Here is a 24,269-nt window from a genome sequence, read left to right on the forward strand (position 1 = left end):
GCGGCCTCACGGAATGAGGCGAGATCACCCCACTCATCTGGTTCATCGAGTGGCTGATCATCGTAAGCACTATATTTTGCGTCAACCAGCACGGCTCCCGAGAATCCAGGCACCTTGTGCCGCATGTCTTCCAACATTCGCGAGATGAACCTGACGCTCAGCCACTGGTGAGTCATGCCACAATCCTGCCACTCGTCTCCCAGAGACCGAAAGAGCCTACTAGGGCTAGCCGTGCGGGTTGGTCATGGCAACCACCAGGAACACCACACCGCTGATCACCGCCTGAACAACGAGCACCGGTAACGCAACCACGCCGAGGTACAGCGTGAGCACCACTGGCATCAGGCTCAGAACCGTCACATCCACACCGCGCAGCAGGGCCGCCAGTTGTGCGCGCGGTACCGGGCCGAACGGCGTCTCGACCGGTGGCGCTGACCAGTCCGTCGCCGGGCGGCTGGCACCACGAACGGTACCCGCACCCATTCCAATGCCGGCGAGCGCCGACACCAGGATCAGCATCGGTCCAGCCGCCCCGAGGACCACCAGCACCCCACCGAGCAACGCCATCCACAGCACCATAGCGGCGGCAGGCATCGCGGCCCGGCTCGCCCGAACCCGTGCCGGGTTGACCGGCACCAGCCCATCGAGCTCCGGCACCAGTGCCGCTCTCCGCGCCACCGTCCCGAACTCCGAAGCGACAGCGCAGCCGGCAAGAACGACGGCGCCCAGCTGGACAAAGACCGGCAATCCACCGTCTACCAGCATTACCGCAACGCACGCAGCCAGCCAGAGCACCGCCGTCGTCGGCGTGGGGTGCAGGCGCACGAAGGCAACGACGTCGGCGCGCAGCAGTGCTGCGAACGGACCCCGCGTTGGCCGCGCGAAAAACCGGGCACCGCGGCGGTGCGCGGTACGGGGATCAGCGCGGACAGCGCGCAGCAACTCATTCGAGTCCATGAAATACAGTGACGATCCAACGTGCCCCGACACCGCTCCGGCACGGGTGAGCTCGCCGCCGGGGACCGAACCGGCGCGCGGTGAAACCAACCGCAACAGGGCCAGGGCGAGAACCAGTGCTGCGCCGAAGGACCAGGCTGACGGCACCAGCACTGTGGCGAACGCACCGGCAACCACAATGCCCGCCGCTGCACACCTCAACCCAGCGGACCGTGGGCTTCCCTGCAGCAACGCGGCAATGCCCAGCACAGCCACGATGAGCGCTCCGAAAGTCGCGGCGGCATAGGCGTGGGTCATGGACGCCCTTTCCAGCGCGCCCAGGATGCTGACCGGTGCGTAGGCTACGGCCGCACCAACACCGGCAAGCACGGTCCTCCGCAGGAACGGACCCCACACCATCGGTCGCCGGTCCACGGGCAGCGAAAGCCACCACGTGCTCTCCGGCCCGCCCACCGCGAGCGGTCCCAGCCTCCGGCCAAGAACGACGACGCCGGCAAGCGCCGCGAAGGTCAGCAGAACCTCCAGTGCCTGGCTGGGGAGGACGAGTACCGGGTCGGCGATGAGGCCATGGTCCGTGGTTGAGCGTTGAGCGAATTCACCACGCAGCGCGAGCACGAAGGACACCGCAAGGGCAACCGCACACCCGAGAGCGAGAACGCTGACATAAACGTCGACGAACAGGTCAGGCAGGGAGGTCCGGGACCGGTTGTAGCGGCGAGCGGACCGCCGAGTGAACCTGACGATTTCCCCGGCCCGACCGGCCGTGCCGGCCTCCGTCACCGTGCTCATCAGGCGCCCGCGATGATGGCCGCTGCCACCTCCGACGTTGCGAGGGTCACCTCGTCATCGATGACCAGGCAGGAGGTTGCCGTGTCCAGCAGGAGCTGCGGATCATGCGTGACGAGCACTACCGTTGCCCCGCCGTCCGCCAATGACCGGACGCGCCGGCCAAGCGCTTCGCGCATCACCGGGTCCAGCCGCTGTTCCGGCTCGTCGAGGATGAGCAGCGAGGCCGGCCGCATCAAACCGGCAGCGAGCAGGGTGCGGCGGCGCTGGCCCGATGAGAGCGATTCAGGCACGACGTCCGCCCGCTCCTGCAGGCCGAAGAAGCTCAACTCCTCCTCCACCTGCTCCTCAGGATCGGGGAGGGAATGCCCGCGTGCAACCAGCAGCAGGTGTTCGCGGACGGTAAGGGACGGGAAGAACAGGTCCTCGTCGAAGACGGCGGACACCTCCCGGCGGAAGGCAACGGCGTCGGGATTTGCCAGCAATCCGTGGACTTTCACTTCCCCCGAAATCGGGAGCTGCCGGCCGGCAAGCGTGCGTGCCGCCGTCGACTTCCCCGCCCCATTGAATCCGACGACGCCGAGTATCTCCCCGGCGCCGACTGCCACCGACATCTCACCGCAGACCGGCGCACCGGCGTAGCCGACAACGAGGCGCTCGGCCTCCAGGACAGTCCCCCATGAACTCACCCTCCAACCCTAGCGGGGAGGCATGGCGGTGGCCGCGTAACGTTTCAACTCCCCCGCCGCGCGGATCATAATCGGTTTACAGTTGATCGAGTGACTGAACTGCCTGCGCCCCAGGCCCAAACTCCCCGCTATGTACCCGGGATCAAGTACATCCTGATGCTGGGCGCCCTGGCCGCGCTGCCCGCGGTCACCACCGACATGTATCTACCCTCGCTTCCCGCGGTAGCGGAGGACCTGCAGGCGAGCCAGGCGGCCGTGCAGTTCACGCTGTCCGGCATGCTGCTGGGCGGCGGTGTCGGGCAACTGGTGATCGGCCCGTTGTCCGACCGCTTCGGTCGGCGGCTCCCACTCCTTGTCGGGATCACGCTGCACGTGGTCATCTCGCTGCTCTGCTCGATCGCTCCGGACATCGGCACGCTGATTGTGCTGCGGGTGCTGCAGGGCTTCTTCAACGCTGCCGCCGCCGTCGTCGCCATCGCGGTCATTCGTGACCGGTTTGTCGGGTCTGATGCGGCACGGCTCCTCTCCCGCCTCATGCTCGTGATCGGCGTTGCACCGCTCTTCGCTCCCACCATCGGGCAAGCCATCGCCGGCGTCTGGGAATGGCGCGCGGTGTTTTACGCGCTTGCGCTCATCGGCGCAGCCCTCGTGGTGATCGTCTGGCGGTTCATGCCCGAAACGCTTCCGGTTGAACGGCGCCGGCCCGCCCGGCCCGCCCGGGTGGCCGGTGGCTATTGGCAGCTGCTGAGGAACGTCCGCTTCATGTCCCTCGCTGTGATTCCCGGACTGGGGCTGGGCGTGATCATGAGCTACGTGGTCGGTTCCCCCTTTGTATTTCAGGACCAATACGGCCTCAGCCAGGGCCAGTTTGCACTGGTGTTCGCGCTTAACGGCGTTGCCCTGGTGCTGTCCGCCCAGCTGAACGCGTCGCTGGTCCGCAAGGTTGCGCCGGCCAGGCTGCTGCGCACCGCGTCCGTTGCGCAACTCGTTTTCGCCCTGATTCTTGTCGCCGTAGCGGCGACCGGCTTCGGCGGTGTCATCGGGCTGTGCGCAGCGCTGTGGCTGGTCCTTGGCACCCAGGGCATGATTCCGGCCAACGCATCGGTTCTCGCGCTCAACTCCTACGGGCACATGGCGGGTACGGCTGCAGCCGTTATCGGCGCGCTGCAGTCAGGGGTAGCAGGAATCGTGAGCCCGCTCGTGGGCCTACTCGGAGGTGACGCCAGATCCATGGCGGTTGTCATGCTCGGCACCGTGGCGCTCACCGTCGTCGTACTGCTTGTGGGGACCCCGGTCTTTCGCAAAGGCGGCTGGCGCGCGTTCGACGTGCCGGAGGATCAAACCACCGAGCAGCGCTAGTCGCTGGGGCTGGTGTCTGTCGTCAGTTTCCGGTCGTCGTCCCCTTCGGTATCCTCATCCTCGGCAGGACCGGGTGCTTCATTGACGCCCTCAGCAGTGCCCTCCGCCTCACGCTCGGCTTCATCCTCGGCCGTATCTGCTGCCCGATCCTCCGCCCGCTCATCATCGGTACGCTCGGGATCCCGCGAGATGGGGCTATGCGCGTTTTGAAGACCGTCCTGAACGGGGTTCTGGTGGTCGTTCACTTCGCTGTCCATGATTTCCTCCTGCGATTTCCGCCGCCGTGGTGCATCAACGTTACCGCTCGTCGCGGGCCGGTGGGGATGAGTGGGACGAACCGGCCATCCGGCGCGCAGGCACTTGTAGGCTGAGCCAATGACAGCGCCGAAGGTATATGTGAGTTTCCCCGGTACAGCGCGTGAAGCCCTGAGCTTCTACGCCGACATCTTCGGCGGAGAGCTCGCCCTGTATACGCATGAGGAGTTCAGCAGGAGCGAGGGCACTCCTGATGCCATTGCCCACGGAGAGCTCAACGGCGTAGTTGCTTTGGCCGGTTCGGATGCTGGAGCCGGGGACAAGAGCGTCCGGTTCGAGGGCATGATGCTCTCTTTGCTGGGAACCGCTGAACCGGCTGTTCTCCATACCTGGTTCAACAAACTGGCCGACGGCGGCACCGTGGTCGATCCCCTCGCACCAAAACCGTGGGGCGCCTCCGACGGACAGGTCATTGACCGTCACGGGCTCCACTGGCTCATCGGCTACGAGCCCGAAGTGTGAGCTGACAGACTCGACTCCATGCGCGAACTCGTGATCCTCGGCACCGCCTCCCAGGTTCCCACCCGGACCCGCAACCACAACGGGTACCTCCTGCGCTGGGACGGCGAGGGGCTGCTCTTCGATCCGGGCGAGGGCACCCAGCGCCAGATGACCTACGCCGGAGTCAGCGCGTCCAGCGTCACCCGCATCTGCCTGACCCACCTGCACGGCGACCACTGCTTCGGCCTGCCGGGCGTACTCTCGCGCATGGTGCTCGACGGCGTCACCCACCCGGTGCATCTGCACTACCCCGCGTCCGGCGAGGAAGCAGTCCGCGCCCTCGTCTCCCTCGCGACGCCGGGTCTCGACCTCCGGCTCAGCCCACACGGATCCGCCGGTGCCGTCGCCGACGGGCTTGAGGTGCAACCCTTGCGGCACCGAATTGAGGCCTACGGCTACCGGCTCAGCGAACCGGCGTCGCGGAGCCTGGTGCCGGAACGCCTGATCGCGGCAGGAATCACGGGTCCGGACGTCGGCCGCCTGCAGCGTGAGGGGCGGATCCGCGACACTTCGCTTGAGGACGTCAGCGTGCCTAGGCCGGGGCAAACCTTCGCTTTTGTCATGGACACCGCTGAGTGTGAGGGAGCCGAGGCACTCGCCGAGAACGCGGACCTTCTGGTTGCAGAGTCCACTTTCAGCGACGACGACGCCGGCCTCGCCGCCGAGTACCTGCACCTCACCGCGGGGCAGGCAGGCGCGCTGGCTGGGAACGCACACGCACGCACGCTGGTGCTCACGCACTTCTCGTCCCGCTACCCGGATGTCGGAGTGCTGAAAGATCAGGCAAGTGCCGCCGTCGTCGGTGCAGCCACAGGCGACAACAGCGGCACGCAAGTCATCGCGGCCAACGATCTGGACCGAATTCCGCTTCCAAAGCGCCGCCGGCTGACGTGACGCTTTCTCTGATCAGCGCTTGGAGAGAACCTTTCCCAGCTCCGGATGGTGCAGTTCGGCGACGTCGGGGTGGGCACGCACCCGCCCCTTGAGCACGTTCATGCCGTAGGAGGACAGCATGGGGTTGTCTGGATCATCGGAGATCCCGCGGGCTGCAGCCTGCAACTCGGGCGGAAGCGAAACGGGCTGGACCACCGCGTCAAGGCGCGGCGACCAGAAGAACGGGACGGAGTAGCGGTCCACTCCGGGCGGCGGCGCCTGCACCTGGTGAATTGTCGCTGCGAGGTAGCCTCCGGTGGCCACTTCCAGCATCTCGCCGAGATTCACCACCAGCGCCCCCGGAATGGGCTCGACCGGAATCGGGGTGTCCGTACCGGGCGGAAGCACCTCAAGTCCGCCCACCTCGTCCTGCAGGAGCAGCGTCACAAAGCCGTAGTCGGCATGGAGCCCGACGCCCTGGCTGCCGGCACCCTCCAGCCCGCCGACATAGTGCACGAGCTTGGCCATCCAGGCCGGAGTGGACTCGAAGAGGTCCGCAAAGTGCTCCTCCGGCTGGCCCAAGGCAACGGCGATCGCCGACAACAGCTCCGCACCGACCTCGGACATCAGGTCAGCCCAGCCCATCGCCTGGCTCTCGAGCTCCGGCAGGCTCTCTCCCGGCCACTGGTTGGGCCCCTGAAGCAGCCAGTACGGCTGGTCCTCCGGGTAGCCGGGAACCGGCTCGCGCTCCGGGGAAAAGTCGATCTGCTCACGGGAGTCCGCGCGCCCGCGCGTCACCTCGGTTCCGAGCCGGGCATAGCCCCGGAAGTGCGGGGAGTTGCGGTTATCGAGTGCGAGCCGCTCCTCCACCGGTAGATCAAAGAACTGCTTCATCCCGCTGAACAGGTCATCCACCTGGGACGGAGCGGCGCCGTAGTTGATGATCTGGAAGAACCCCACGGCATGGGCGGCTTCGCGCAGCTGCTCGATGAAGTCCTGGTCGAAAGAGCCGTCGGGGCGGCGGGCTGTGCTGAGATCGAGCACGGGGATCGATCGCTGGGTATGCGTCATTGATGGAGCCTAACGCGAATACCCCTACCTGATACTTCTCTTTATGACGCAATGTTTCATTCAGGCGGGAAGGGATTGCCGGACCACTCCTGCGGCCCTGCGCAGCATAGGTTCCTGGTCCTGCGCCCAACGGCCGACGACGGCCAACGACTTCATGCGCTCCTGTCCCGTGAGGCGTGCAACCAGTGGCCGGACGACGTCGGCCGCCAGCGGAGCGGCCAGAGATTCCGTCCGCGACTCCCGCAGAAAACCTTCAATCCTCGTCAGGTCAGTGTTCCGGAGCATGGGAACGCTCGACTGCAGAAGGACCACTGCAGCGAGCCGCCGCTCGAACACCGGCGAGTTGCCCCAGAGCTCGGAGCTGAGAAAGGCCACCTCATCGTGTGTCAGATGCCGGAACTTGCGGCGGGCATCACGAACGGCGCCCCGGACAGCGCCGACCGAAGCGCCGTAGTAGAAGAAGCCGTCTTCCAGCGAGTTCAGCGCTTCTGCCCGCTCCCACGAGGCTTCCCGCTGGAGCGCGGCATCAATGAAATCCGCTGCCTCGCTCAATGCTTAGGGGCGCGGGTTTCCGGGATCACTCGCCGGCGCCTGCGGTCCGGCTCCGGGTCCCTGACCCTCCGGCCCGGCTCCGGGGCCCTGGCGTTCGTCCCCCGGTCCGCCCAAATGCTTCTGGGCCTGACCGCGGGCGTTCTGGATCTTGTCCTGGTGCTTACCCTTGGTGGCCTTGTCTGCGGCCTCGGCTACCCGATCCACAACCTTGCTGCCCATCTGCTTCGCCTGAGGGCTGTTGAGGGCTTCCCTGACCTTGGGATTACGCGCAAGTCCCATTGCGATTTTGCCGAGCGATCCAAATCCAGCCATGACCGTTTCCTTCTTTCGAGTGCGTGGGCGTCCTGCGATGACAACGTGGTTCCACAGGGAATTGTCCCCCGCGAACGGCCCGGGCGGAAAGCGGAAACTGCCCGCAGGTGCAGGATCGCCGATTCGAACCGGCGTACCTGCACCTACGGGCAGTTTGTGAGGGCTGCTGCAACCAGGGCCCTACTGCTCCAGCTTCATGGCCTTGCGTAGTGACAGCGCGCCGCCGCCCTGCATGATGGCCCGGCGGTAGATCTTCTCGCCGAGGTGAAGCAGAGCTGCCGCGGCCGCGAGCGCGATCCCCAGGGACAGGATCGGCTCCCACAGCGCGACCTCGGAGTTCAGCATGCGGATCGGCATGGCCACCGATGACACCACCGGCACGTAGGACGCCACCACCAACAGTTGCCCCGAAGCGAACAACCCCGCGCCCAGCGCGGCGAAGATCAGCGCCATCACCGGCGTCGAGCTGCTGGTCAGGTCCTCCGGCCGGCTGGCCAGTGAACCGAGTACCGCCCACATCGAGGCGAGGATCAGGAAGCCGAAGAGGAAGAACACCATGAACCATCCCGACGCCGGAATGATGCTCCCCACGAGGTCCGCCGTATCGGTCAGGTTCAGGGCCAACAGTGCCGCCCCGCCGTACAGCGCGAGCTGCACCATGGCCAGGATGGTATTTCCCAGGACCTTGCCGTACAACAGCTGCCGCACGGGTATCGCAGTCGCGAGGATCTCGACGACCCGGTTCTGCTTCTCCTCCACAACCGAATTGGCGATGGCCATTCCGAAGATGATGGACGCCATGTAGAAGAGGAAGCTGAACGCAAAACCGGCCACGTCCGCCACGGCCTGATCCTCCGCGTTCCCCTCGAGCAGCGATTCCTCCAGCTCGGAACCTGCCAGCAACACCTCTGCTGACGTTCCAGCCGCAGCTGCATTCGCTTCCAGCATGTAAGCCTCCAGCGACGCGCTGATCCCGGCACTCAGACTCCTGGGAATCTCGTTCCTGCCCGTCAGCGTCCACGCACCGTCATCGTCCCGAATGAGCGCAGCGTCGGCTTCCTCTGACCGGACTTCCTCGAGTGCTGCTTCCTCCGACTCAACGACGATCGCCGTGAACGTCGTGTTGCCGTCGTCGGCCCGGCCGTCCTCGTCCGCGAGCGCGGTCACCGACTGTCCGGCGTCCGAGGTCACAGCCACCGTAAAGTCCTCACCGCGGCTGGACATGTAGGCGTTGAACACGACGCCGGCAACAATCAGTACCAGCGTCACGATGGTGGAGATCGCGAATCCGCGGTCCTTTGCCTTCACCATCACCTCACGCAGGGTGACAATCAGCCAGGCCGGCTGGGCGTTGCGATCCGACGAGGACGACGACGGCGCCCCCGGCTGCACGCGCCGCTCAGTTGTTTCGGTGCTCACTGGGATACCCCCCGGTAGATTTCGCTCAGGCTCGGCCTGATCCTGCTGAATTCATGCACGCTTCCGCGTGCCATGGCGGCGACAAGCAGCCGCTGCGCGTCGTCGTCGTTCTCCAGCTCGACGACGGCATCCCGGCCCGCGACGTCGATGACCGTCACTCCGGCTTCCTCCCGGACCCACCCGGCGTCGGGCGAGACCGTCAGCCTGTGCCGGCGGGGAGCCGTGGCGCGCAGGTCATCCCCGGTGCCGGCAGCGACCAGCCGCCCCTTTTGCAACACCACAAGGTTGTCGCAGAGGCGGTCCACCAGGTCGAGCTGATGACTCGAGAAAAGGCCGGGACACCCTGCGCGGTGTGCTCGCGAAGCAGGTCCACCATGGAGTCCACGGCAACGGGATCGAGCCCGGAGAACGGTTCATCGAGGATGAGGACCGATGGCCTGTGCAGGAGCGACGCCGCGATCTGGACGCGCTGTTGATTGCCGAGTGAGAGGGACTCCAGCTTGTCCTTCCCGCGGTCGCCGAGCTGGAACCGCTCGAGCAGGTCCTGCGCGCGGGACCGTGCATCCGCCTGGCTCATCCGGTGCAGCTGGCCCAGGTAGACGAGCTGGTCGAGGATTGGCTGTTTCGGGTAGAGGCCGCGCTCTTCCGGCATGTATCCGAAAGTGGCGCGGTCAGCCGCCGTGACCGGGCGATCGTCCATCAGGACTGCTCCGGCATGCGCGGTGAGCACACCCATGATCATGCGCATGGTGGTGGTTTTTCCGGCGCCATTGGCACCCACGAACCCGGTCATCTTCCCCGAAGGGACTGTGAAACTGACGTCGTCGACGGCGGTGTTCTCACCGAAGCGCCGGGTCAGGTTCTGCACCTGCAGCATTGGTTTCCTCCCGATTGAGCCTTCTGTCATCAACAGTAGGCAAACAGGATGCAGGGCGGATGAGCCGTAAGGCGGAACCGTCAGTCCCCCGGACGGATGAGCCCGCTCTCATAGGCGAAGACCACGGCCTGTACCCGGTCCCGGACCTGGATCTTGGCCAGCAGGGAGGACACATGGGATTTCACGGTGGCCTCGGCGAGGAAGAGCTTCCGTGCCAGCTCGGCATTGCTCAGGCCCGCGGCCATGCACTCGAGGACTTCCTTCTCGCGCTGGGTCAGTAAGGCAAGCAGGCTCTGCTGTCGGAGCTGCCCGGCGCTTGGCTGCTTCGCCACCGGTGCCGGTGCTTCGGATTCCAGATGGTGGGCAAAGCGCTCGATCACGCGGAGGGTGACCTCAGGCGCCAGCAGCGCGTACCCGCCGGCGACTGCCTGAACCGCCGCGACAAGGTCATCCGGATCGGCATTCTTCAGGAGGAAGCCGCTTGCACCGGCGCGGATCGCGTCGAATAGGTAGTCATCGCGTTCAAAGGTGGTCAGGATGATGACCTTCCCCCGGCCCACTGCCGTGATCTGCTCAGTGGCCCTGATTCCGTCCAGTACCGGCATCTGCACGTCCATGAGGATGATGTCGACGTCGTTGGCTGCGGCGAAGTCCACCGCCTCCTGCCCGTTGGTCACCTGGCCGACCACCTCGATGTCCTCCTCGATGGACAGGATGGTAGCGAAGCCGGCACGGACCAGCCCCTGGTCATCGGCGAGCAGCACGCGGATGGTGTTCATCACGTTCTTTCCTGAGATTTCGGTTGAGGGGGGAAGGTCGGTTGGATTCGTGGGTTGCTCACTGCAGCGGGAAGCGGGCACGTACCCGCCAGCCGCCGTCGGAACGGGGACCGATCTCAGCCGTGCCGCGGTGCAGAGCAACGCGTTCGCGGATACCCTGCAGCCCGTAACCGGAGCCGGCCGCCACGCGCTGCCGAGGCCTTCCGTTGTCCACGGTTTCCAGTTCTACCCAGCGCTGCTCGCCCGTGCGTCCGGTGCGCAGCGTCATCACCGCGGCCGAGGCTGTGGAGTGCCGGCGGACGTTCGTCAATGATTCCTGCGCTGTCCGGTACAGCGACAACGCGAGCGGTGCAGAGACCTCATCGAGTGCCCCCGGCACGTCCTCCACCCTCGAGAAGGTGACTTCGGGGCCGCCGTCCTGCTGGTTCCCGGCCAGAGCCTCGATGTCGGCGAGTCCGGGCTCCGGATGGCGACCGTCGTCGTCGTTGTGGGGGTTCTGTACTGACGTCTCGGACCGGAGCACGCCGAGCAGGTTGCGCATGTCGGTGACGGCCTGGCGGCTGGCCTGCTCGATGGTGCGCAAGGACTCGGCGGCGACCTCCGGTTTCCGGTCCATCACCCGGCGTGCGGCAGCGGCCTGCACACCGATGACCGACACGTGGTGTGCAACGACGTCGTGCAGTTCGCGGGCAATGCGCAGCCGCTCCTCGATGACCGCACGGCGTGCAAGTTCTGCTGACTGCCTGGCGATCTGCGTTGCCTGGTCGGCCAGTTGCGTCCGCTGGAGAGCATTGCGCCAGGAGGACATGCCCGCCAGGATGGCGCCGCCGAAATAGGCGAAGTTCACCATGAAGTAGTAGAGCGCCGCGGAGGTCAGTGGGTCGAAGATCCCGCGCCAGGTCTCGTCCCCCTCTGCCACCCGCTCCAACAGTCCGTCATACGTATTCGCGACCGTCAGCGAGAGGATGAGCCACAGCGTCATGGCGACCACAACAACCGTGGTTCCGAGCCACAGCACCCTGCGGTCCTTCGCCCAGGCAACCGCCGAGTACAGCGACGCGAAGTACGCCACCTGATAGGAGAGCTGCAGTGAGAGCGCCGGAATCCAGAGGCTGAGGATGATGAACAGCGCTGACATGACGAGCATGACCAGCACCGGGAAGCGCCGCCTGAACACGAGCGGGAAGATCATCAGGGCAAGAACCGCGTGCTGGAGCCAGACTGGGCTGCGCTCCTCGGCCATAGCCCCTACGCCGCGGCTCAGTTCCAGTGCGAGGGCGCTCACCAGGAAGAAAATGACGACGCCGATCACATCCCGGCGCAGGTGGTCACCGGTAGGGCCGGGCCGCTCCCATCGCCGCTCCTCGGAGTCCAACCCGAAGGTGAGCCGTTTGAGTATCTTCACCATGTTGACGTGCAGCACCCTCCGCATTGTTCCTGCGCCAGTGTAGCCAGCGGAGGCGCAGGACCGGCTCCCCCGGACGGTCTAGTTCGTTTGGATGAGGGCCTGCTGTGGATCCCGCAGCTAGCAGTAGCTCGCTTCAAGCTCGCGCTGCGCCTGGCCGGCCAACAGGCGCAGGGCCATCTCATCCTCCAGGGAGAATGCGCGCGGCTTGTCATCGATGATGCAGAGGGACCCGATGCGCCACCCCTCGGGACCGGTCAGCGGATAGCCCGCGTAGAAGCGGATGTGCGGCTGTTCGAGCACCAGCGGGTTTGTCCGGAACTGCTCATGCACCAGCGCATCCCGCACCACGAGCATGCGCTTCTCCCGGATAGTCGCGTTGCAGAAGGAGATGTCCTGCGGCACGTTCTGGCCGATTGGCCCCGTCACCGACTTGATGAACTGCTGATGCTCGCCGATCAGCGCCAGGGATGCGGAACTCACGCCGAACACCCGCTGCGCTTCGCGGGTGATCCGGTCAAACCGCTCTTCCGCGGGCGTTCCGAGGAGGCCCGTCTGTGTCAGTGAGTCGAGCCGGCGCCGCTCCGCGTCAGCGCCTTCAAGATACGCGTACGACGACGTCACGAAGCTTTGCAGCGCGGCATCCGTGCAGCTCTCGAAACTGCTCTCCGTGATCACCCCGGTCGCCAGGGATACGTCGTCCGTCGAGTAGGCGGCGCGCCGGGCAGGCGAACTGACGCCGTCGAGTGTCTCGTTCACGGCGTGCGACACCATGTCCCGCTGAAGTTCGTCAATCAGCGCCAGGCCGGAGAGGTAGGCCTGGAATTCCACGCGATCGCACCAACCGCCCAGGTTGGTGTAACCCGTCCATACGTCATCGAGATCGAGAGCCGTATCAGCTACCGCACGGGCGGTGAACCACTGCTGCAGATAGGGATTCATTGCCGCCTTCCAGCTACCCGTTTTACACATGCTTGGAGCCGGGTCCAGCGGACCCGGTAGAGATCCATTGTGCTACCTCGAGCGCGCTCCGTAGCCATCGGCTTCCATTGCGTTGCGCAGGCACACCAGTCCGGACTGGATACGGGACTTGGCAGTGGGAACTTTCACCTGCAGAGCTTCAGCCACTTCGGTGTAGGTGAGGCCGCCGTAGTAGGCAAGCCTGATCGCTTCCGCCTGCAGGTCCGTCAGGGAGGAGAGGCAGCGTTTCACGCTCTCGCTCATGAGGGTGTGATGAACCCGCTCATCCACGGGCTCCTGAACGAAGTATTCCTTCTGCGCGTACTGCGCATCCCGTGCCACCGACCGTTGCTCGCTGCGCACACGGTCCACCGCGCGCCTGTGCGCAAGCGTGAAGATCCAGGCCTCGGGGGAACCGAGCTCGGGTTTGTACCGGTCAGCAGAGACCCACAGCATCAGGAACACTTCCTGGACCACTTCGGCAGAGATCGCGTGGTTACGCACTACACGCAGCACCAGTCCATGGACCCGCCTGGAAATCTGCTCGTAGAGCCCGGCGAAAGCGCTCTGGTCCCCCTCCGCCACACGAAACAGCAGATCGCTGAGCGTCTCTGTGCCTGGTCCTGCTTTGTGCATCGCTACCCCGTCTATCGCGACGACGGCGCAGGAAGCGACGTCGACCGTTCACCGCTGATGCCGCCGAGTACGAGCCGGCCGCACAGGCATCCCCCGATATGCCGTTCATCACAGAGCCTAACAACATCCGGCGTAAATCCGCGCCCCCGGTGGCGCACGGGCCATCTCGCGGCCTCCCGCGTTCCGTCCGGCGTCGCAGGGTCAGTATCCTAGATTTACGTCACCGCCGGACACCCCGGCGAAAGAGAGGACCTGATCATCGTGGATCACAAACCTTCCGTCACCCGCGACACCTGGATGAGCCGGGAGGCTCTCGCCGAAGGGATGATTCCCGTCATCGGCCGCCTCTACCGCGAGAACAACGTGGTGACCAGCATCCATGGACGCAGCCTTATCAACAAGTCCACCATGGGCATTCTCAAGGCACACCGGTTCGCGCGCCGCATGAGCAAGGAAGAGCTGCTCCTCGAAGAGACCGCACCTCTGCTGCGTACGCTCGCCGACCTGGAGTTGGGAGCAGCAGCCATTGATGTCGCCCGCCTGGCCCAGAAGTACAGGTCGCATCAGGAGGAGGACGGCACCTCCTCTTTGGAGGAATTCCTCCGCTCAGAACTCGCCGACGTCGTCGGGAAGCGCGGTGCCGACACACGGTCGAGCACCGACGTCGTCCTCTATGGTTTCGGCCGGATTGGCCGCCTGGTGGCCCGGCTGCTCATCGAGAAGGCAGGCGGTGGGCACGGACTGTGCCTGCGCGCGATCGTGGTCCGCAAGGGCGCCGACAATGACCTCATGAAGCGCGGAAGCCTGCTGCGCCGAGACTCGGTGCACGGCTCCTTCGAGGGCAGCATCCAGGTGGATGAGGAAACCAACACCATTACCGCCAACGGTGTGCGGATCCAGGTCATCTACTCGAATGATCCATCCACCATCGACTACACCGCCTACGGCATCAACAACGCGCTTGTCGTCGACAACACCGGCCGCTGGCGTGATGAGGAGGGCCTCGGCCAGCACCTGCAGAGCAAGGGTGTTGCGAAGGTCCTCCTGACTGCACCGGGCAAGGGCGGCCTGAAGAACATCGTCCACGGCATCAATCACACGGACATCGCGGCCGGGGACACCATCGTCACTGCCGCATCGTGCACCACCAACGCCATTACCCCCGTACTGAAGGCGATCAACGACGAGTTCGGCGTAGTGCACGGGCATGTGGAGACGGTGCACTCCTTCACCAATGACCAGAACCTGATCGACAACTTCCACAAGGGCGACCGCCGCGGCCGTTCGGCTGCCCTGAACATGGTCATCACCGAGACGGGTGCGGCCAAAGCCGTGGCCAAGGCTCTGCCCGAACTGCAGGGCAAGCTCACGGGCAGCTCCATCCGCGTACCCACCCCGGACGTCTCCATCGCGATCCTGAACCTGTCGCTTGAGAACGTGACCACCAAGGACGACGTCAACGACTACCTCCGAGAGATGTCGCTGCACTCCGACCTGCGCAAGCAGTTGGACTACATCGACTCCCCTGACGTTGTCTCCACCGACTTCGTCGGTTCACGCCGCTCCGGCACGGTCGACGGCCTCGCGACCATCTGCAATGACAAGAACCTGGTCCTCTACGTCTGGTATGACAACGAGTTCGGCTACAGCTGCCAGGTAGTACGCGTCATGGAGGAGATGGCCGGTGTCCACCCGCCGTCGTTCCCTGCGAAGGAAGCCATCCCGACGGCGGAGCTTGCCTCCACGCGCTGACGTCCGCGCAGAAGCGCCGGTGAATAGCTCCCGTCGGCGCAGAAGCGCCGGTGAGTGACACGATCGTGGGGATGTCCCCACGTTCCTGCCACGCACCGGCGCTTTTGCTGTTTCGCTGCGGTCGCGCTGCGCTGCCCTCGACCGCGGCGGCGTCTCCGTTCTAGGGTGAAAGGACGTATACCCGAACAGAATGGAGATTCACCGATGAATGACCTCAGTGAAGTTCGAGAAGGTATGGACGTCATCAATGCCGAGGGCAAGAAGATCGGCACGGTGAAGAGCGTCAAAATGGGTGATCCGCAGGCAGTCACCCCGGAAGGCCAAACGCAGGAGCGAGGCGGACTCGTCAGTTTCCTCGCAGGCGCCTTCAGCACGGAGGAGGTGGACGAGGAACGCGCGCAGCGTCTCCTTCGCCTCGGTTACATCCATGTGGATGGCACCGGCATCGGCAACAACTTCCATGAGGCCGCCGACGCCGTCGAACGAATCGACGACGCCGGCGTACACCTCAGTTCCAGCGCAGCTAGCCGGTAAAGAGCGCGGCAACCCTGGTGAGGGTGGTGAAGATCCCGTAGGCCAGGGGCACTGCAACCAGCGCCCAGACAAAAGTCAGTCGAGCCTTGCTCATTTCCATCTCATGCCTCCATTGCGGGTTCGGCGGTCTTCTTCGGTTCGTGGAATCGTGAGTCCACGGACTTGATCATCAGGTTGGCGATGAATCCGATGATCAGTAGGCCAACCATGGTCAGCAGGGCCGGCTGATAGTCGGCGGCGACAAGCTCTCCGGGGGTGCCTCGTGCATCGAGGAAACCATTCACGATCAGCGGTCCGGCAATACCGGCGGCTGACCAGGCGGTCAGGAGGCGGCCGTGGATTGCACCCACCTCAAACGTGCCGAAGAGATCGCGGAGGTACGCGGGCACCGTGGAGAAGCCGCCGCCGTAGAAGGAAATGATCACGAAGGCCAACAGCACGTAGAGCACCGTGGTGGAGGAGCCTGCGAGAGCAAGAACGGTATAGAGGACAGCGCCGACGCCCAGATAGATCATGTAAATGCGCTTGCGGCCAATGTGGTCGGACAGGGTCGACCATCCGAAGCGACCCGCCATGTTGCCGATGGACAGCAGGCCTACGAAGCCGCCCGCTACAGCCGCGGACACGGCGCTGACGCCGTCTGACTGCCGGAAGAAGTCCTGGATCATTGGGGCAGCCTGCTCAAGAATTCCGATTCCCGCGGTCACGTTGCAGAACAGCGCGATCCAGATCAGCCAGAACTGCTTGGTACGGATGGCGTTCTTCGCGGAAACATTGTCGCTGGTGACCAGTGCACTGGTCTTCCGGGTGCTCGGGTCGAAGCCGTCCGGCCGCCAGTCGGCAGCGGGAACCTTGATGGTGAAGGCTCCGAAGACCATGTAAATGAGGTAGATCACCGCGAGGGTCACGAAGAGCATGCCGACAGCCTCACCGCTGGCGACCCAACCCTCGGTACCCGACTCCGGGTCGAACATCCTCAGCAGCTGGGTGGACAGTGGGCTCGCGATCAGCGCACCGCCGCCAAAGCCCATGATCGCCATTCCGGTAGCCAGTCCCGGCCGGTCGGGGAACCATTTGATCAGTGTGGAGACAGGCGAGATGTAGCCGATACCCAGCCCGATTCCGCCAATCACGCCGTACCCGAGGTATACGAGCCAGAGCTGGTTGGTGAAGATGCCGAGGGCTCCAACGAGGAACCCGCTCACCCAGAACATGGCCGAGGTGAACATGGCCTTGCGCGGACCGTTGCGGTCCACCCACGTGCCCATCACCGCGGCGGACAGTCCGAGCATGACGATCGCTATGGAGAAGATCAGGCCTATCTCAGTCAGGCTCGCATCGAAGTGCTCCACGAGGGCAGTCTTGTAGACGCTGGTGGCGTAAGCCTGGCCGATGCACAGGTGCACCGCGAGTGCCGCGGGCGGGATCAGCCAACGGTTGAATCCGGGTGGAGCTATTGTGTGTTCCCTATCGAGCCAGCTCATGAACGGAATGCCTATCCCTCTACTTGTGGACGCCGTCGTCCCCTTGGCCCCCACCATGGAATATTGTGCATTAGCTCACATATTGCCTGAGGCAAACAACATCGGTGTGCGGTGAACGGTCACTCTGGTGCGGTAAGCGGTAGAACCGGTTCACCGTTGAAGAGCGCGCACCAGGTCATCGAACCGCTCCAGGTCCGGCAGGTCCTCAACGAGCACGACGCCGGCCGGCCCCGCCAGCGGAACCTGCCAGTTGGGATACTGCTCGGCGGTGGTTCCCGGCTGGTTCTGCGTGCGTTCCTCGCCTACCGCGTCGGTGAGCGCCACCCCGAGCAGCACCGACGGGGTTTGCGCAATGAAGGAGTGCATTGCCTCGACTGTCTCCTGCACGGTCGCGGGCACAGAGCCGGTCGTGGACCGTACAAGCGAAAGCACCCGCTCCTGAGCCTGCCGGTCGGCGGACTTCTCTTCCTCCACAGGCCGGCCCAGCAGACCGAGCTGCTCGCGCAGTTCAACGTGCCTGCCCGCGAGATAGCCCGCGCTCGGCGGCAGGTCATGGGTGGTGACGGTGGTGAGGCACGCCGTCCGGTACTGCTCGGCAGGGCGCGGCTCGTCGTCGTCGTACTCGAACCAGAGGATGGAAGTCCCGAGCACCCCGCGCTCTGCCAGGTACTCCTGGACGCCCGGCTCGAAGACGCCCAGGTCTTCACCGACAACAACGGCACCCGCCCGCGCCGCCTCAAGGGCAAGAATGCCGATGAGCGCCTCATGGTCGTAGTACACGTAAGCGCCGTCGCCGGGCATCGAACCCTGCGGGACCCACCACAGGCGGAACAGGCCGAGGATATGGTCGATCCGGATGCCGCCCGCGTGGCGCAGGATGGTGCGCAGCATGTCTCGGTATGCGGCATAGCCGGACTCTGCGAGCCGCTCCGGGTGCCAGGGCGGCTGCGCCCAGTCCTGGCCCTGCTGATTGAACATGTCCGGCGGCGCGCCGACGCTGATGCCGGACGCCAGAACGTCACGCAGGGTCCAGGCGTCAGCACCTGCGGGGTGAACGCCCACCGCGAGATCATGCATGATGCCGAGGTTCATGCCGGCTTCCATCGCGGCCTGTTGAACGGCTTCGAGCTGCTCGTCGCACAACCACTGCAGCCAGGCGTGGAACTCAATGCGGTCCTCGAGCACGGTCCGCTGTGCCTCAAGGAACTCCGGATCGCTCCACTCCGCAGCACCTTCGGGGAGCGTTTCTGCGAGCGCGGACCACAGGGCGAAGTTCTCCAGCCCGGGACCGGCTTCGGAACGGAAGCGCTGGAACGCCTCCTCCCGCTGCGGCTGCCTTGGGACAGCGAACACGAGTTCGAGTGCCTGCAGCTTGGCAGCGTAACTGGGATCACGGTCAATGATGTCCGCGTTCTCGTTTGCGGCCCGGAACTCTGCCGCCAGATCGTGGATGGTGTCTGCCTGCGCCGCCGGCAAATTCCCGAACTCGGCGACGTTCTCCACGCGCAGGTAGATGGGATTGAAGAACCGGCGCGTTGCCGGCAGGTAGGGGGACGCCTCGACCGGCGGTTTGGGCTGGGCGGCATGAAGCGGGTTGATCAGCACGAACCCGGCGCCCTTGTCAGCTGAGATTTCCGCCAGCCTCGCAAGGTCATCGAGGTCCCCGATGCCCCACGAGGACCGTGACCGCACCGAGTACAGCTGGGCCATCAGTCCCCACGTCCGCGTCAGGGAATCGGCGGTGGTGAGCTTTCTCGGTGTCACAACGAGCGAGCAGTCGGCGGTACCGGATTCGAACCCAACCGTGAGGGTGTGCCAACCAAGCGGGAGATCGAGCGGGATTTCCACCTTGAACCGGCTGACCTCTGTCCCGTTCACCTCCCGGGTGCGTGCGGAACCCGCAGGCAGCGTTCGCTCGGTTCCGTCTTCCAGCAGGACGCGGATGGAGGGCGTGGTGCCGGCCGGCACGGTGACCGGAACTGTGGTGGCGTCACCGTCCCGGATGACGACGGCGGCAGGCAGCGTGCGCAGCCACGGCGCACGTTCGGCTGCGCGGAGGGAGGCGGCGACGTCGTCGTTCGTTGCGCAGGGCACACCGAGGGCGGTGAGGACCGCGATCAGTGTTTCATCGCTCACCGTCTGCGGCGTGCCGTCCCAGCCCTTGAAGGTGATTCCGACGCGGTGCTGCTCGGCAAGTTGCTGGAGCGGTGTGAGCTTGGCCATGGTCCTAATCTATTGGCTCGCGGGACTTGGTGCTTGCACGCGAAGATCCCCTCCCGCCGGCACGGGAGGGGATCTCGATTATTCGGTTGTACTCGTTCAGCTACTGCACGATGGTGTAGCCGTTCCAGCCGTTGCCGATCTGGGTACGTGATCCGGAGAAGCCGCCGGCACCATTTCCGTTGTAGAGCCACAGCACTCCGGCGGTGTCCCTCGCGATCAGGTCCCGGGTGGTCCCTGCACCAAAGGCGCCCGGTGCCGTCAGCCCGGTCATGGCGTTCCAACCCGTTCCGTAGACAAGGCGGGAAAGGAATCCTCCGGTGCCGTTTCCGCGGTACAGGTAGAGCCTTCCGCTGGCATCGCGGGCAAACAGGTCTGCCCTGGCGTCACCGCTGAAGTCGCCGGTTCCGACGATGGCAGTCATGCCATTCCATCCACTGCCGGGCTGGGTGCGCGTGCCCCAGGTTCCGTTGCCGTTGCCCGGGTAGAGGAAGAGCCGTCCGGCGCCGTCACGGGCCAGCAGGTCTATCCCGCCAGTGCCATTGAAGTTACCGGGCGTGACCAGTGCGGTCATCCCCTGCCACCCCTGGCCGATCTGGACGCCGTTAGCGATTCTGCCGGTGCCGGTACCGGCGTAGAGCCAGAGCCGTCCGGAGGTGTCCCGGGCCATGATGTCCGAGCGCCGGTCGCCGTTGAAATCACCCGGCTGCAGGATGGCGTTCATTGAACCCCACCCGGTGCCGATCAGGACCCGGGCCCCGAAACCGCCAGTGGCAGTTGAGGGGTAAAGGTACAGGCGGCCGCTGGAGTCACGAGCCACGATGTCGGGATTGCCGTCTCCGTTCATGTCCTTTTGCTCGGCGGTGCCGGCAGGAGGCGGTGGTGGCGGCGGCGTCGTTGTTGCGCCGATCCGCCAGGCGAAGGTTGCGTTCGCTCCGGTGTTACCCGCGACGTCGGTAGCCCGGACATTGAAGGTGTAGTTGCCCGCGAGCTGCTGATCGTAAGTGTGTGGCGAAGTGCACGCCCTGAATGTTGCGTTGCTCGGCAGCAGTTGGCATTCGAATGTCGCCGAGGCCTCACCGGTGAAAGTGAACGCCGGGGTTGTATCCGCACTTGGGTTTGACGGGGTACTGGTCAGTGTCGCTGCGGGGGCCGCAGTGTCCACCGTGATGGCAAGCACGCCGGAGTCGAGGGCCGGCGCCGTTTCCGTTGCCGGGATTCTCGCGGCAATCCGGTTGGAACCCGTCAGGAGTGCTGTGGTCGGCACTAGCGAGTAGCTGCCATCGGCCGCTGCGACGGTGGTCACGGTCGTAGCGCTTCCGTTGACAATCAGTTGCACCGTGGAGCCAGGCGTGGCCGTACCGGTGAAGGTCGGCGTACTGACATTGGTGATGTTGTCAGTGGTCGAACGCCCGCTGTCGCTCGCCACTGCGAGGTCGGGAGTCGATGGCGCGCCGTCGACGCGCGAGTCGATAACGCCTTGAACGTTGAAGGTGCTGACCCTGAGGACATTCACGCCGGGACCGCCCGCGTTCGGGCCGACAACCTCGACGTAGTTGAAACCGGACGGAGCACCGGTGATGGGACCCGGAGTCGCGATGCTGCCGAGTGCCCCCGCGGGTGCGTTCGTCTGACGGATGAACGGCGCTGTCGTGCCGATTCCACCGTAATCACCCAAGAAGGCGGTCTTCGCTTGGTTGAAGTCGCACGGTGTACCGCAGACACCCTCGTCAATGGTGACTCTGATTTCAGTCGGACGCGCAGTGTCCGCACCCGCCCGGAAAGTGTGCACACCATAGGGATGACTGATCGTGTAGTCGGCGCCATTGACGAGCCCGGTCAACCGGAAACGCAATCGAGCGAAGGCGATCTGGGTACCAGGTGCAGCTTCCTCGCCAGTGTGGGCAGCCTCCAAAGCTGCCTCATACAGTCCGAGATTACCGCCGGCCGCTTCAGCGGCGAACCAGAACGCTTCACCGGGAAAATTTCCGGGGTAAGAGATCGGCTGATCCGGGAATGGCAGTTCAGCCAGGCACCCTTCGGCGGGATCAACGCACAGCTTCAGACGTACGTTTCCGTCCGAGTACCAATCCGGAAAGCCGTCGGCATCCGCCGCTGTGACGGGTGCGAAGGAGACGAGCTCCGCCTGCGCGGGCGCAGCGGCTAGAGGAGCCAGCGCAGTGATGAGCAGTGCGCCGGTGATAACAGATGATGTGAGACGTAGTTGGCGGCGGCCCTTCGGCGGATCCACCGCATTGTGATGGTTGGACATTTCAAAGCTCCCTTGTTGGAAACCGAAACCATGCTTACTACCGGTCTCGGTGTGCCGCCCACTGTGCGCTTCATTCCTTGGGTAATTCTTGGGAAAACATCAAGGTCGTTCTGATAATTCAATCTGTGCCGCTATGATTTGCTTTTCCTACCGGCGAGTAGCTTCTATCCAGGGCTGGATGCACCGATCCTGGGCGGCCTGGATGCAGAAGATCCCCTCCCGTCGGAACGGAAGGGATCCCCTGCGATTCAGTTGGATCGCCGCTTACGGAGCGATGGTGAATCCGCCCCAGCCGGTGCCGATCTGGGTGCGTGCTCCGGCGAAGCTGCCCGTTCCGCTGCCGTTGTAGACGTAGAGCCTGCCAGTGCTGTCACGAGCCACCAGGTCGCTACTGGTATTTGCAGTGCCCCAGGCACCCGTGCCGGTCATAGTGAATCCGTTCCAGCCGGTTCCGATCTGGGCCCCGGCGTTGAGCCTGCCGGTTCCGGTTCCGGTGTAAAGGAACAGAGCACCACTCGAGTTGCGGGCGATGACATCGGATCGATTGTCGCCGCTGAAGTCTCCGGTGCTGAGGATGGCCGTGAAGCCACCCCATCCGGACCCTGGCTGGGTGCGGGTGCCAAAGCCACTAGCGCCGTTGCCGGGGTAGAGGTACAGCGCGCCGGTGGTGCTGCGAGCCAGCAGGTCTGCTCTGTTGTCTCCGTTGAAGTCGCCCGGTGTGATCAGAGCGTTCATACCGCTCCAGCCGGTGCCGATCAAAGCGCCGCCGTTGATCCGGCCGGTCCCCGTTCCGGTGTAGAGCCAGAGCCTTCCGGACGTGTCGCGGGCCATGATGTCGGACCGTCCGTCGCCGCTGAAGTCACCTGGCTGCAGGATGGCGTTCATTGAACCCCACCCGCTGCCGATGAGAACCCGGGTCCCGAATCCACCTGCGGCAGTCGAGGGGTAGAGGTAGAGATTGCCACCCGAATCACGTGCCACGAGGTCGGGATTGCCGTCCCCGTTCATGTCCTTCTGCTCTGCCGTGCCGGCAGGAGGCGGTGGCGGAGTGGTCGTGGCGCTACCGATCCGCCAACCGTAGGTTGCGTTCGCTCCGGTATTCCCAGCGACATCGGTAGCCCGGACATTGAACGTGAAGTTGCCGGTCAATTGCTGGTCGTAAGTGTGCGGCGATGTGCAGGCACGCCATGTCGCGTTGCTGGGGAGTAACTGGCATTCGAACGTCGCCGACGCCTCACCGGTGAAGGTGAATGCAGGGGTTGTATCGGCGCTGGGATTCGACGGGGTACTGGTTAATGTTGCGGCGGGGGCCGTCCTATCTACAGTGAGCGCCAGGGCCCCGGACACAAGCTCGGAAGTGGTTCCGGCCGCGGGGGTTCTAGCCGTGACACGATTTGCGCCATCGGCGAGTACGTTCGCTGCGTTCGTCGCATTACTCACAGTGATGCTGTAACTGCCCTCCGCCGTCGCGGTAGTGCTGCCAAGAACCCTGGTCCCCGCGAGAAGCTCGACTATGGAGCCAGGCGTGGCCGTGCCGGTGAAGGTCGGCGTATTGACGTTGGTGATGTTGTCAGTGTTCGAGCGCCCGCTGTCGCTCGCCACTGCTAGGTCCGGAGTTGAAGGTGCACCGTCCACGCTGGAGTCGATGACGCCTTGAATCGCGAACGTACTCACCCTGAGGACATTCACACCCGGGCCACCTGCGTTAGGGCCCACCACTTCTACATAGTTGAAACCGGATGGAGCACCGGTGATTGGACCCGGAGTCGCGATACTACCGAGAGCTCCGGCGGGTGCGTTCGTCTGACGGATGAATGGCGCTGACGTCCCAATTCCACCGTAATCACCCAAGAAGGCGGTCTTCGCCTGGTTGAAGTCACACGGTGTGCCGCAGACTCCCTCATCGATAGTCATATTGATGTCGTTTGGACGCGCGGCGTTGTGGCCGGCCCGAAAGGTGTGCACTCCGTAGGGATGACTAATTGTGTAGTCAGCGCCGCTGACCAGTCCGGTCAGCCGAAAACGCAGCCGGGAGAATGCGATTTGGGTACCAGGTGCCGCTTCCTCTCCGGTGTGAGCGGCCTCCAAAGCTGCCTCATACAGCCCGAGGTTTCCACCGGCCGCTTCAGCAGCGAACCAGAACGCCTCACCGGGAAAATTACCTGGGTAGGAGATCGGCTGATCCGGGAAAGGCAATTCAGCCAGGCAGCCCTCAGCCGCGTCGACGCAGAGCTTCAGGCGGACGTTCCCGTCCGAATACCAGTCGGGGAATCCGTCGGAGTCGGCGGTCGTGACAGGCGCAAAGGAAACGAGTTCGGCATTCGCAGGTTGTGCTGCCAGCGGTGCAAGCGCAACGACCAGCATCGCGCCTGCCAACACCGAGGCAGTGACTTTCTTGGGATGATGCGTGCGGCGCCCCGTGGCGGGACCAGCCGCCGGTTGATGGATTGACATTGTGAGCTCCCTCGTGTGAGACCGAAACCATGCTTACTACCGGCTCGGTTCAGATAGGTTGC

General features: G+C 64.6%; 21 protein-coding genes and 1 pseudogene. 5 read left to right on the top strand and 17 right to left on the bottom strand.

Annotation, left to right across the window (positions count from 1 at the left end; all coding sequences use genetic code 11):
* Nucleotides 1-225 precede the first annotated feature (225 nt).
* Nucleotides 226-1,746, bottom strand: coding sequence for a DUF6297 family protein (locus ACZ2GY_RS14965; RefSeq protein WP_471672304.1), 1,521 nt, complete (start codon nt 1,744-1,746; stop codon nt 226-228).
* Nucleotides 1,746-2,432 carry an ABC transporter ATP-binding protein gene (locus ACZ2GY_RS14970; protein WP_471672305.1) on the bottom strand — a complete coding sequence of 229 codons (687 nt, stop codon included), beginning with the start codon at nt 2,430-2,432 and terminating at the stop codon, nt 1,746-1,748. Before ACZ2GY_RS14970 ends, ACZ2GY_RS14965 begins: the two co-directional genes overlap by 1 nt.
* Before the next feature lie 90 nt (nt 2,433-2,522).
* Here ACZ2GY_RS14970 and ACZ2GY_RS14975 point away from each other — a divergent pair, with 90 nt between their 5' ends.
* Nucleotides 2,523-3,791 carry a multidrug effflux MFS transporter gene (locus ACZ2GY_RS14975; protein WP_471672306.1) on the top strand — a complete coding sequence of 423 codons (1,269 nt, stop codon included), beginning with the start codon at nt 2,523-2,525 and terminating at the stop codon, nt 3,789-3,791.
* Here the strand turns inward: ACZ2GY_RS14975 and ACZ2GY_RS14980 are convergent.
* Complete coding sequence (locus tag ACZ2GY_RS14980) at nt 3,788-4,048, bottom strand: hypothetical protein (protein WP_471672307.1); 261 nt, start codon at nt 4,046-4,048, stop codon at nt 3,788-3,790. The two genes, ACZ2GY_RS14975 and ACZ2GY_RS14980, sit on opposite strands and share 4 nt — an antisense overlap.
* Nucleotides 4,049-4,166: 118 nt before the next feature.
* Between ACZ2GY_RS14980 and ACZ2GY_RS14985 the strand changes: the two genes are divergently transcribed.
* On the top strand, nt 4,167-4,568 hold the full coding sequence (locus ACZ2GY_RS14985) for a VOC family protein (RefSeq protein WP_471672308.1): 402 nt from the start codon (nt 4,167-4,169) through the stop codon (nt 4,566-4,568).
* Nucleotides 4,569-4,586: 18 nt separating this feature from the next.
* Nucleotides 4,587-5,501, top strand: a complete 915-nt coding sequence (locus tag ACZ2GY_RS14990) for a ribonuclease Z (RefSeq protein ID WP_471672309.1) — start codon at nt 4,587-4,589, stop codon at nt 5,499-5,501.
* A gap of 12 nt (nt 5,502-5,513) precedes the next feature.
* On the opposite strand, the gene ACZ2GY_RS14995 is transcribed toward ACZ2GY_RS14990, so the two are convergent.
* The 9 genes and pseudogenes from ACZ2GY_RS14995 to ACZ2GY_RS15035 all read right to left on the bottom strand — a co-directional run bounded on the left by ACZ2GY_RS14995 (nt 5,514) and on the right by ACZ2GY_RS15035 (nt 13,491).
* Nucleotides 5,514-6,551 (bottom strand): isopenicillin N synthase family dioxygenase, encoded by a 1,038-nt coding sequence (locus ACZ2GY_RS14995; protein WP_471672310.1) that lies wholly within the window; start codon nt 6,549-6,551, stop codon nt 5,514-5,516.
* 60 nt (nt 6,552-6,611) lie between these two features.
* Nucleotides 6,612-7,103 (bottom strand): DNA alkylation repair protein, encoded by a 492-nt coding sequence (locus tag ACZ2GY_RS15000; RefSeq protein ID WP_471672311.1) that lies wholly within the window; start codon nt 7,101-7,103, stop codon nt 6,612-6,614.
* A 3-nt stretch (nt 7,104-7,106) separates the two neighbouring features.
* Nucleotides 7,107-7,415 (bottom strand): antitoxin, encoded by a 309-nt coding sequence (locus ACZ2GY_RS15005; protein ID WP_471672312.1) that lies wholly within the window; start codon nt 7,413-7,415, stop codon nt 7,107-7,109.
* Between the two features lie 180 nt (nt 7,416-7,595).
* The gene (locus ACZ2GY_RS15010) at nt 7,596-8,834 is read right to left on the bottom strand and encodes an ABC transporter permease (RefSeq protein WP_471672313.1); all 1,239 of its coding nucleotides are present in this window, start codon (nt 8,832-8,834) and stop codon (nt 7,596-7,598) included.
* Nucleotides 8,831-9,711: pseudogene (locus tag ACZ2GY_RS15015) on the bottom strand (ABC transporter ATP-binding protein). The gene ACZ2GY_RS15010 and the pseudogene ACZ2GY_RS15015 overlap by 4 nt, the downstream one beginning before the upstream one ends.
* Nucleotides 9,712-9,791: 80 nt before the next feature.
* A complete protein-coding gene (locus ACZ2GY_RS15020) occupies nt 9,792-10,490 on the bottom strand; it encodes a response regulator (protein ID WP_471672314.1) in 699 nt (232 codons plus the stop codon).
* A 58-nt stretch (nt 10,491-10,548) separates the two neighbouring features.
* Entirely contained in the window at nt 10,549-11,913 is a 1,365-nt protein-coding gene (locus ACZ2GY_RS15025; protein WP_471672315.1) for a sensor histidine kinase, read from the bottom strand.
* A gap of 102 nt (nt 11,914-12,015) precedes the next feature.
* Nucleotides 12,016-12,837 (bottom strand): GAF domain-containing protein, encoded by an 822-nt coding sequence (locus tag ACZ2GY_RS15030; RefSeq protein ID WP_471672316.1) that lies wholly within the window; start codon nt 12,835-12,837, stop codon nt 12,016-12,018.
* A 72-nt stretch (nt 12,838-12,909) separates the two neighbouring features.
* A complete protein-coding gene (locus ACZ2GY_RS15035) occupies nt 12,910-13,491 on the bottom strand; it encodes a sigma-70 family RNA polymerase sigma factor (protein ID WP_471672317.1) in 582 nt (193 codons plus the stop codon).
* Nucleotides 13,492-13,788: 297 nt separating this feature from the next.
* On the opposite strand from ACZ2GY_RS15035, the gene ACZ2GY_RS15040 reads away from it, so the two are divergent.
* Nucleotides 13,789-15,243 carry a glyceraldehyde-3-phosphate dehydrogenase gene (locus ACZ2GY_RS15040; RefSeq protein ID WP_471673605.1) on the top strand — a complete coding sequence of 485 codons (1,455 nt, stop codon included), beginning with the start codon at nt 13,789-13,791 and terminating at the stop codon, nt 15,241-15,243.
* 204 nt (nt 15,244-15,447) lie between these two features.
* Nucleotides 15,448-15,777 (top strand): hypothetical protein, encoded by a 330-nt coding sequence (locus ACZ2GY_RS15045; protein WP_471672318.1) that lies wholly within the window; start codon nt 15,448-15,450, stop codon nt 15,775-15,777.
* Here the strand turns inward: ACZ2GY_RS15045 and ACZ2GY_RS15050 are convergent.
* The 5 genes from ACZ2GY_RS15050 to ACZ2GY_RS15070 form a co-directional block, all read right to left on the bottom strand.
* Nucleotides 15,767-15,871 carry an MFS transporter small subunit gene (locus tag ACZ2GY_RS15050; protein ID WP_428831008.1) on the bottom strand — a complete coding sequence of 35 codons (105 nt, stop codon included), beginning with the start codon at nt 15,869-15,871 and terminating at the stop codon, nt 15,767-15,769. The two genes, ACZ2GY_RS15045 and ACZ2GY_RS15050, sit on opposite strands and share 11 nt — an antisense overlap.
* A gap of 7 nt (nt 15,872-15,878) precedes the next feature.
* Nucleotides 15,879-17,261: an OFA family MFS transporter gene (locus tag ACZ2GY_RS15055; RefSeq protein WP_056544968.1), complete on the bottom strand. Its 1,383-nt coding sequence runs from the start codon at nt 17,259-17,261 to the stop codon at nt 15,879-15,881.
* Between the two features lie 150 nt (nt 17,262-17,411).
* Entirely contained in the window at nt 17,412-19,484 is a 2,073-nt protein-coding gene (gene malQ / locus ACZ2GY_RS15060) for a 4-alpha-glucanotransferase (protein WP_471672319.1), read from the bottom strand.
* Between the two features lie 100 nt (nt 19,485-19,584).
* Nucleotides 19,585-21,753, bottom strand: coding sequence for an Ig-like domain-containing protein (locus tag ACZ2GY_RS15065; RefSeq protein ID WP_471672320.1), 2,169 nt, complete (start codon nt 21,751-21,753; stop codon nt 19,585-19,587).
* Nucleotides 21,754-22,017: 264 nt separating this feature from the next.
* Nucleotides 22,018-24,207 (bottom strand): FG-GAP-like repeat-containing protein, encoded by a 2,190-nt coding sequence (locus ACZ2GY_RS15070; RefSeq protein ID WP_471672321.1) that lies wholly within the window; start codon nt 24,205-24,207, stop codon nt 22,018-22,020.
* Nucleotides 24,208-24,269 lie beyond the last annotated feature (62 nt).

It is taken from the genome of Arthrobacter sp. KKT183, from assembly GCF_055657625.1.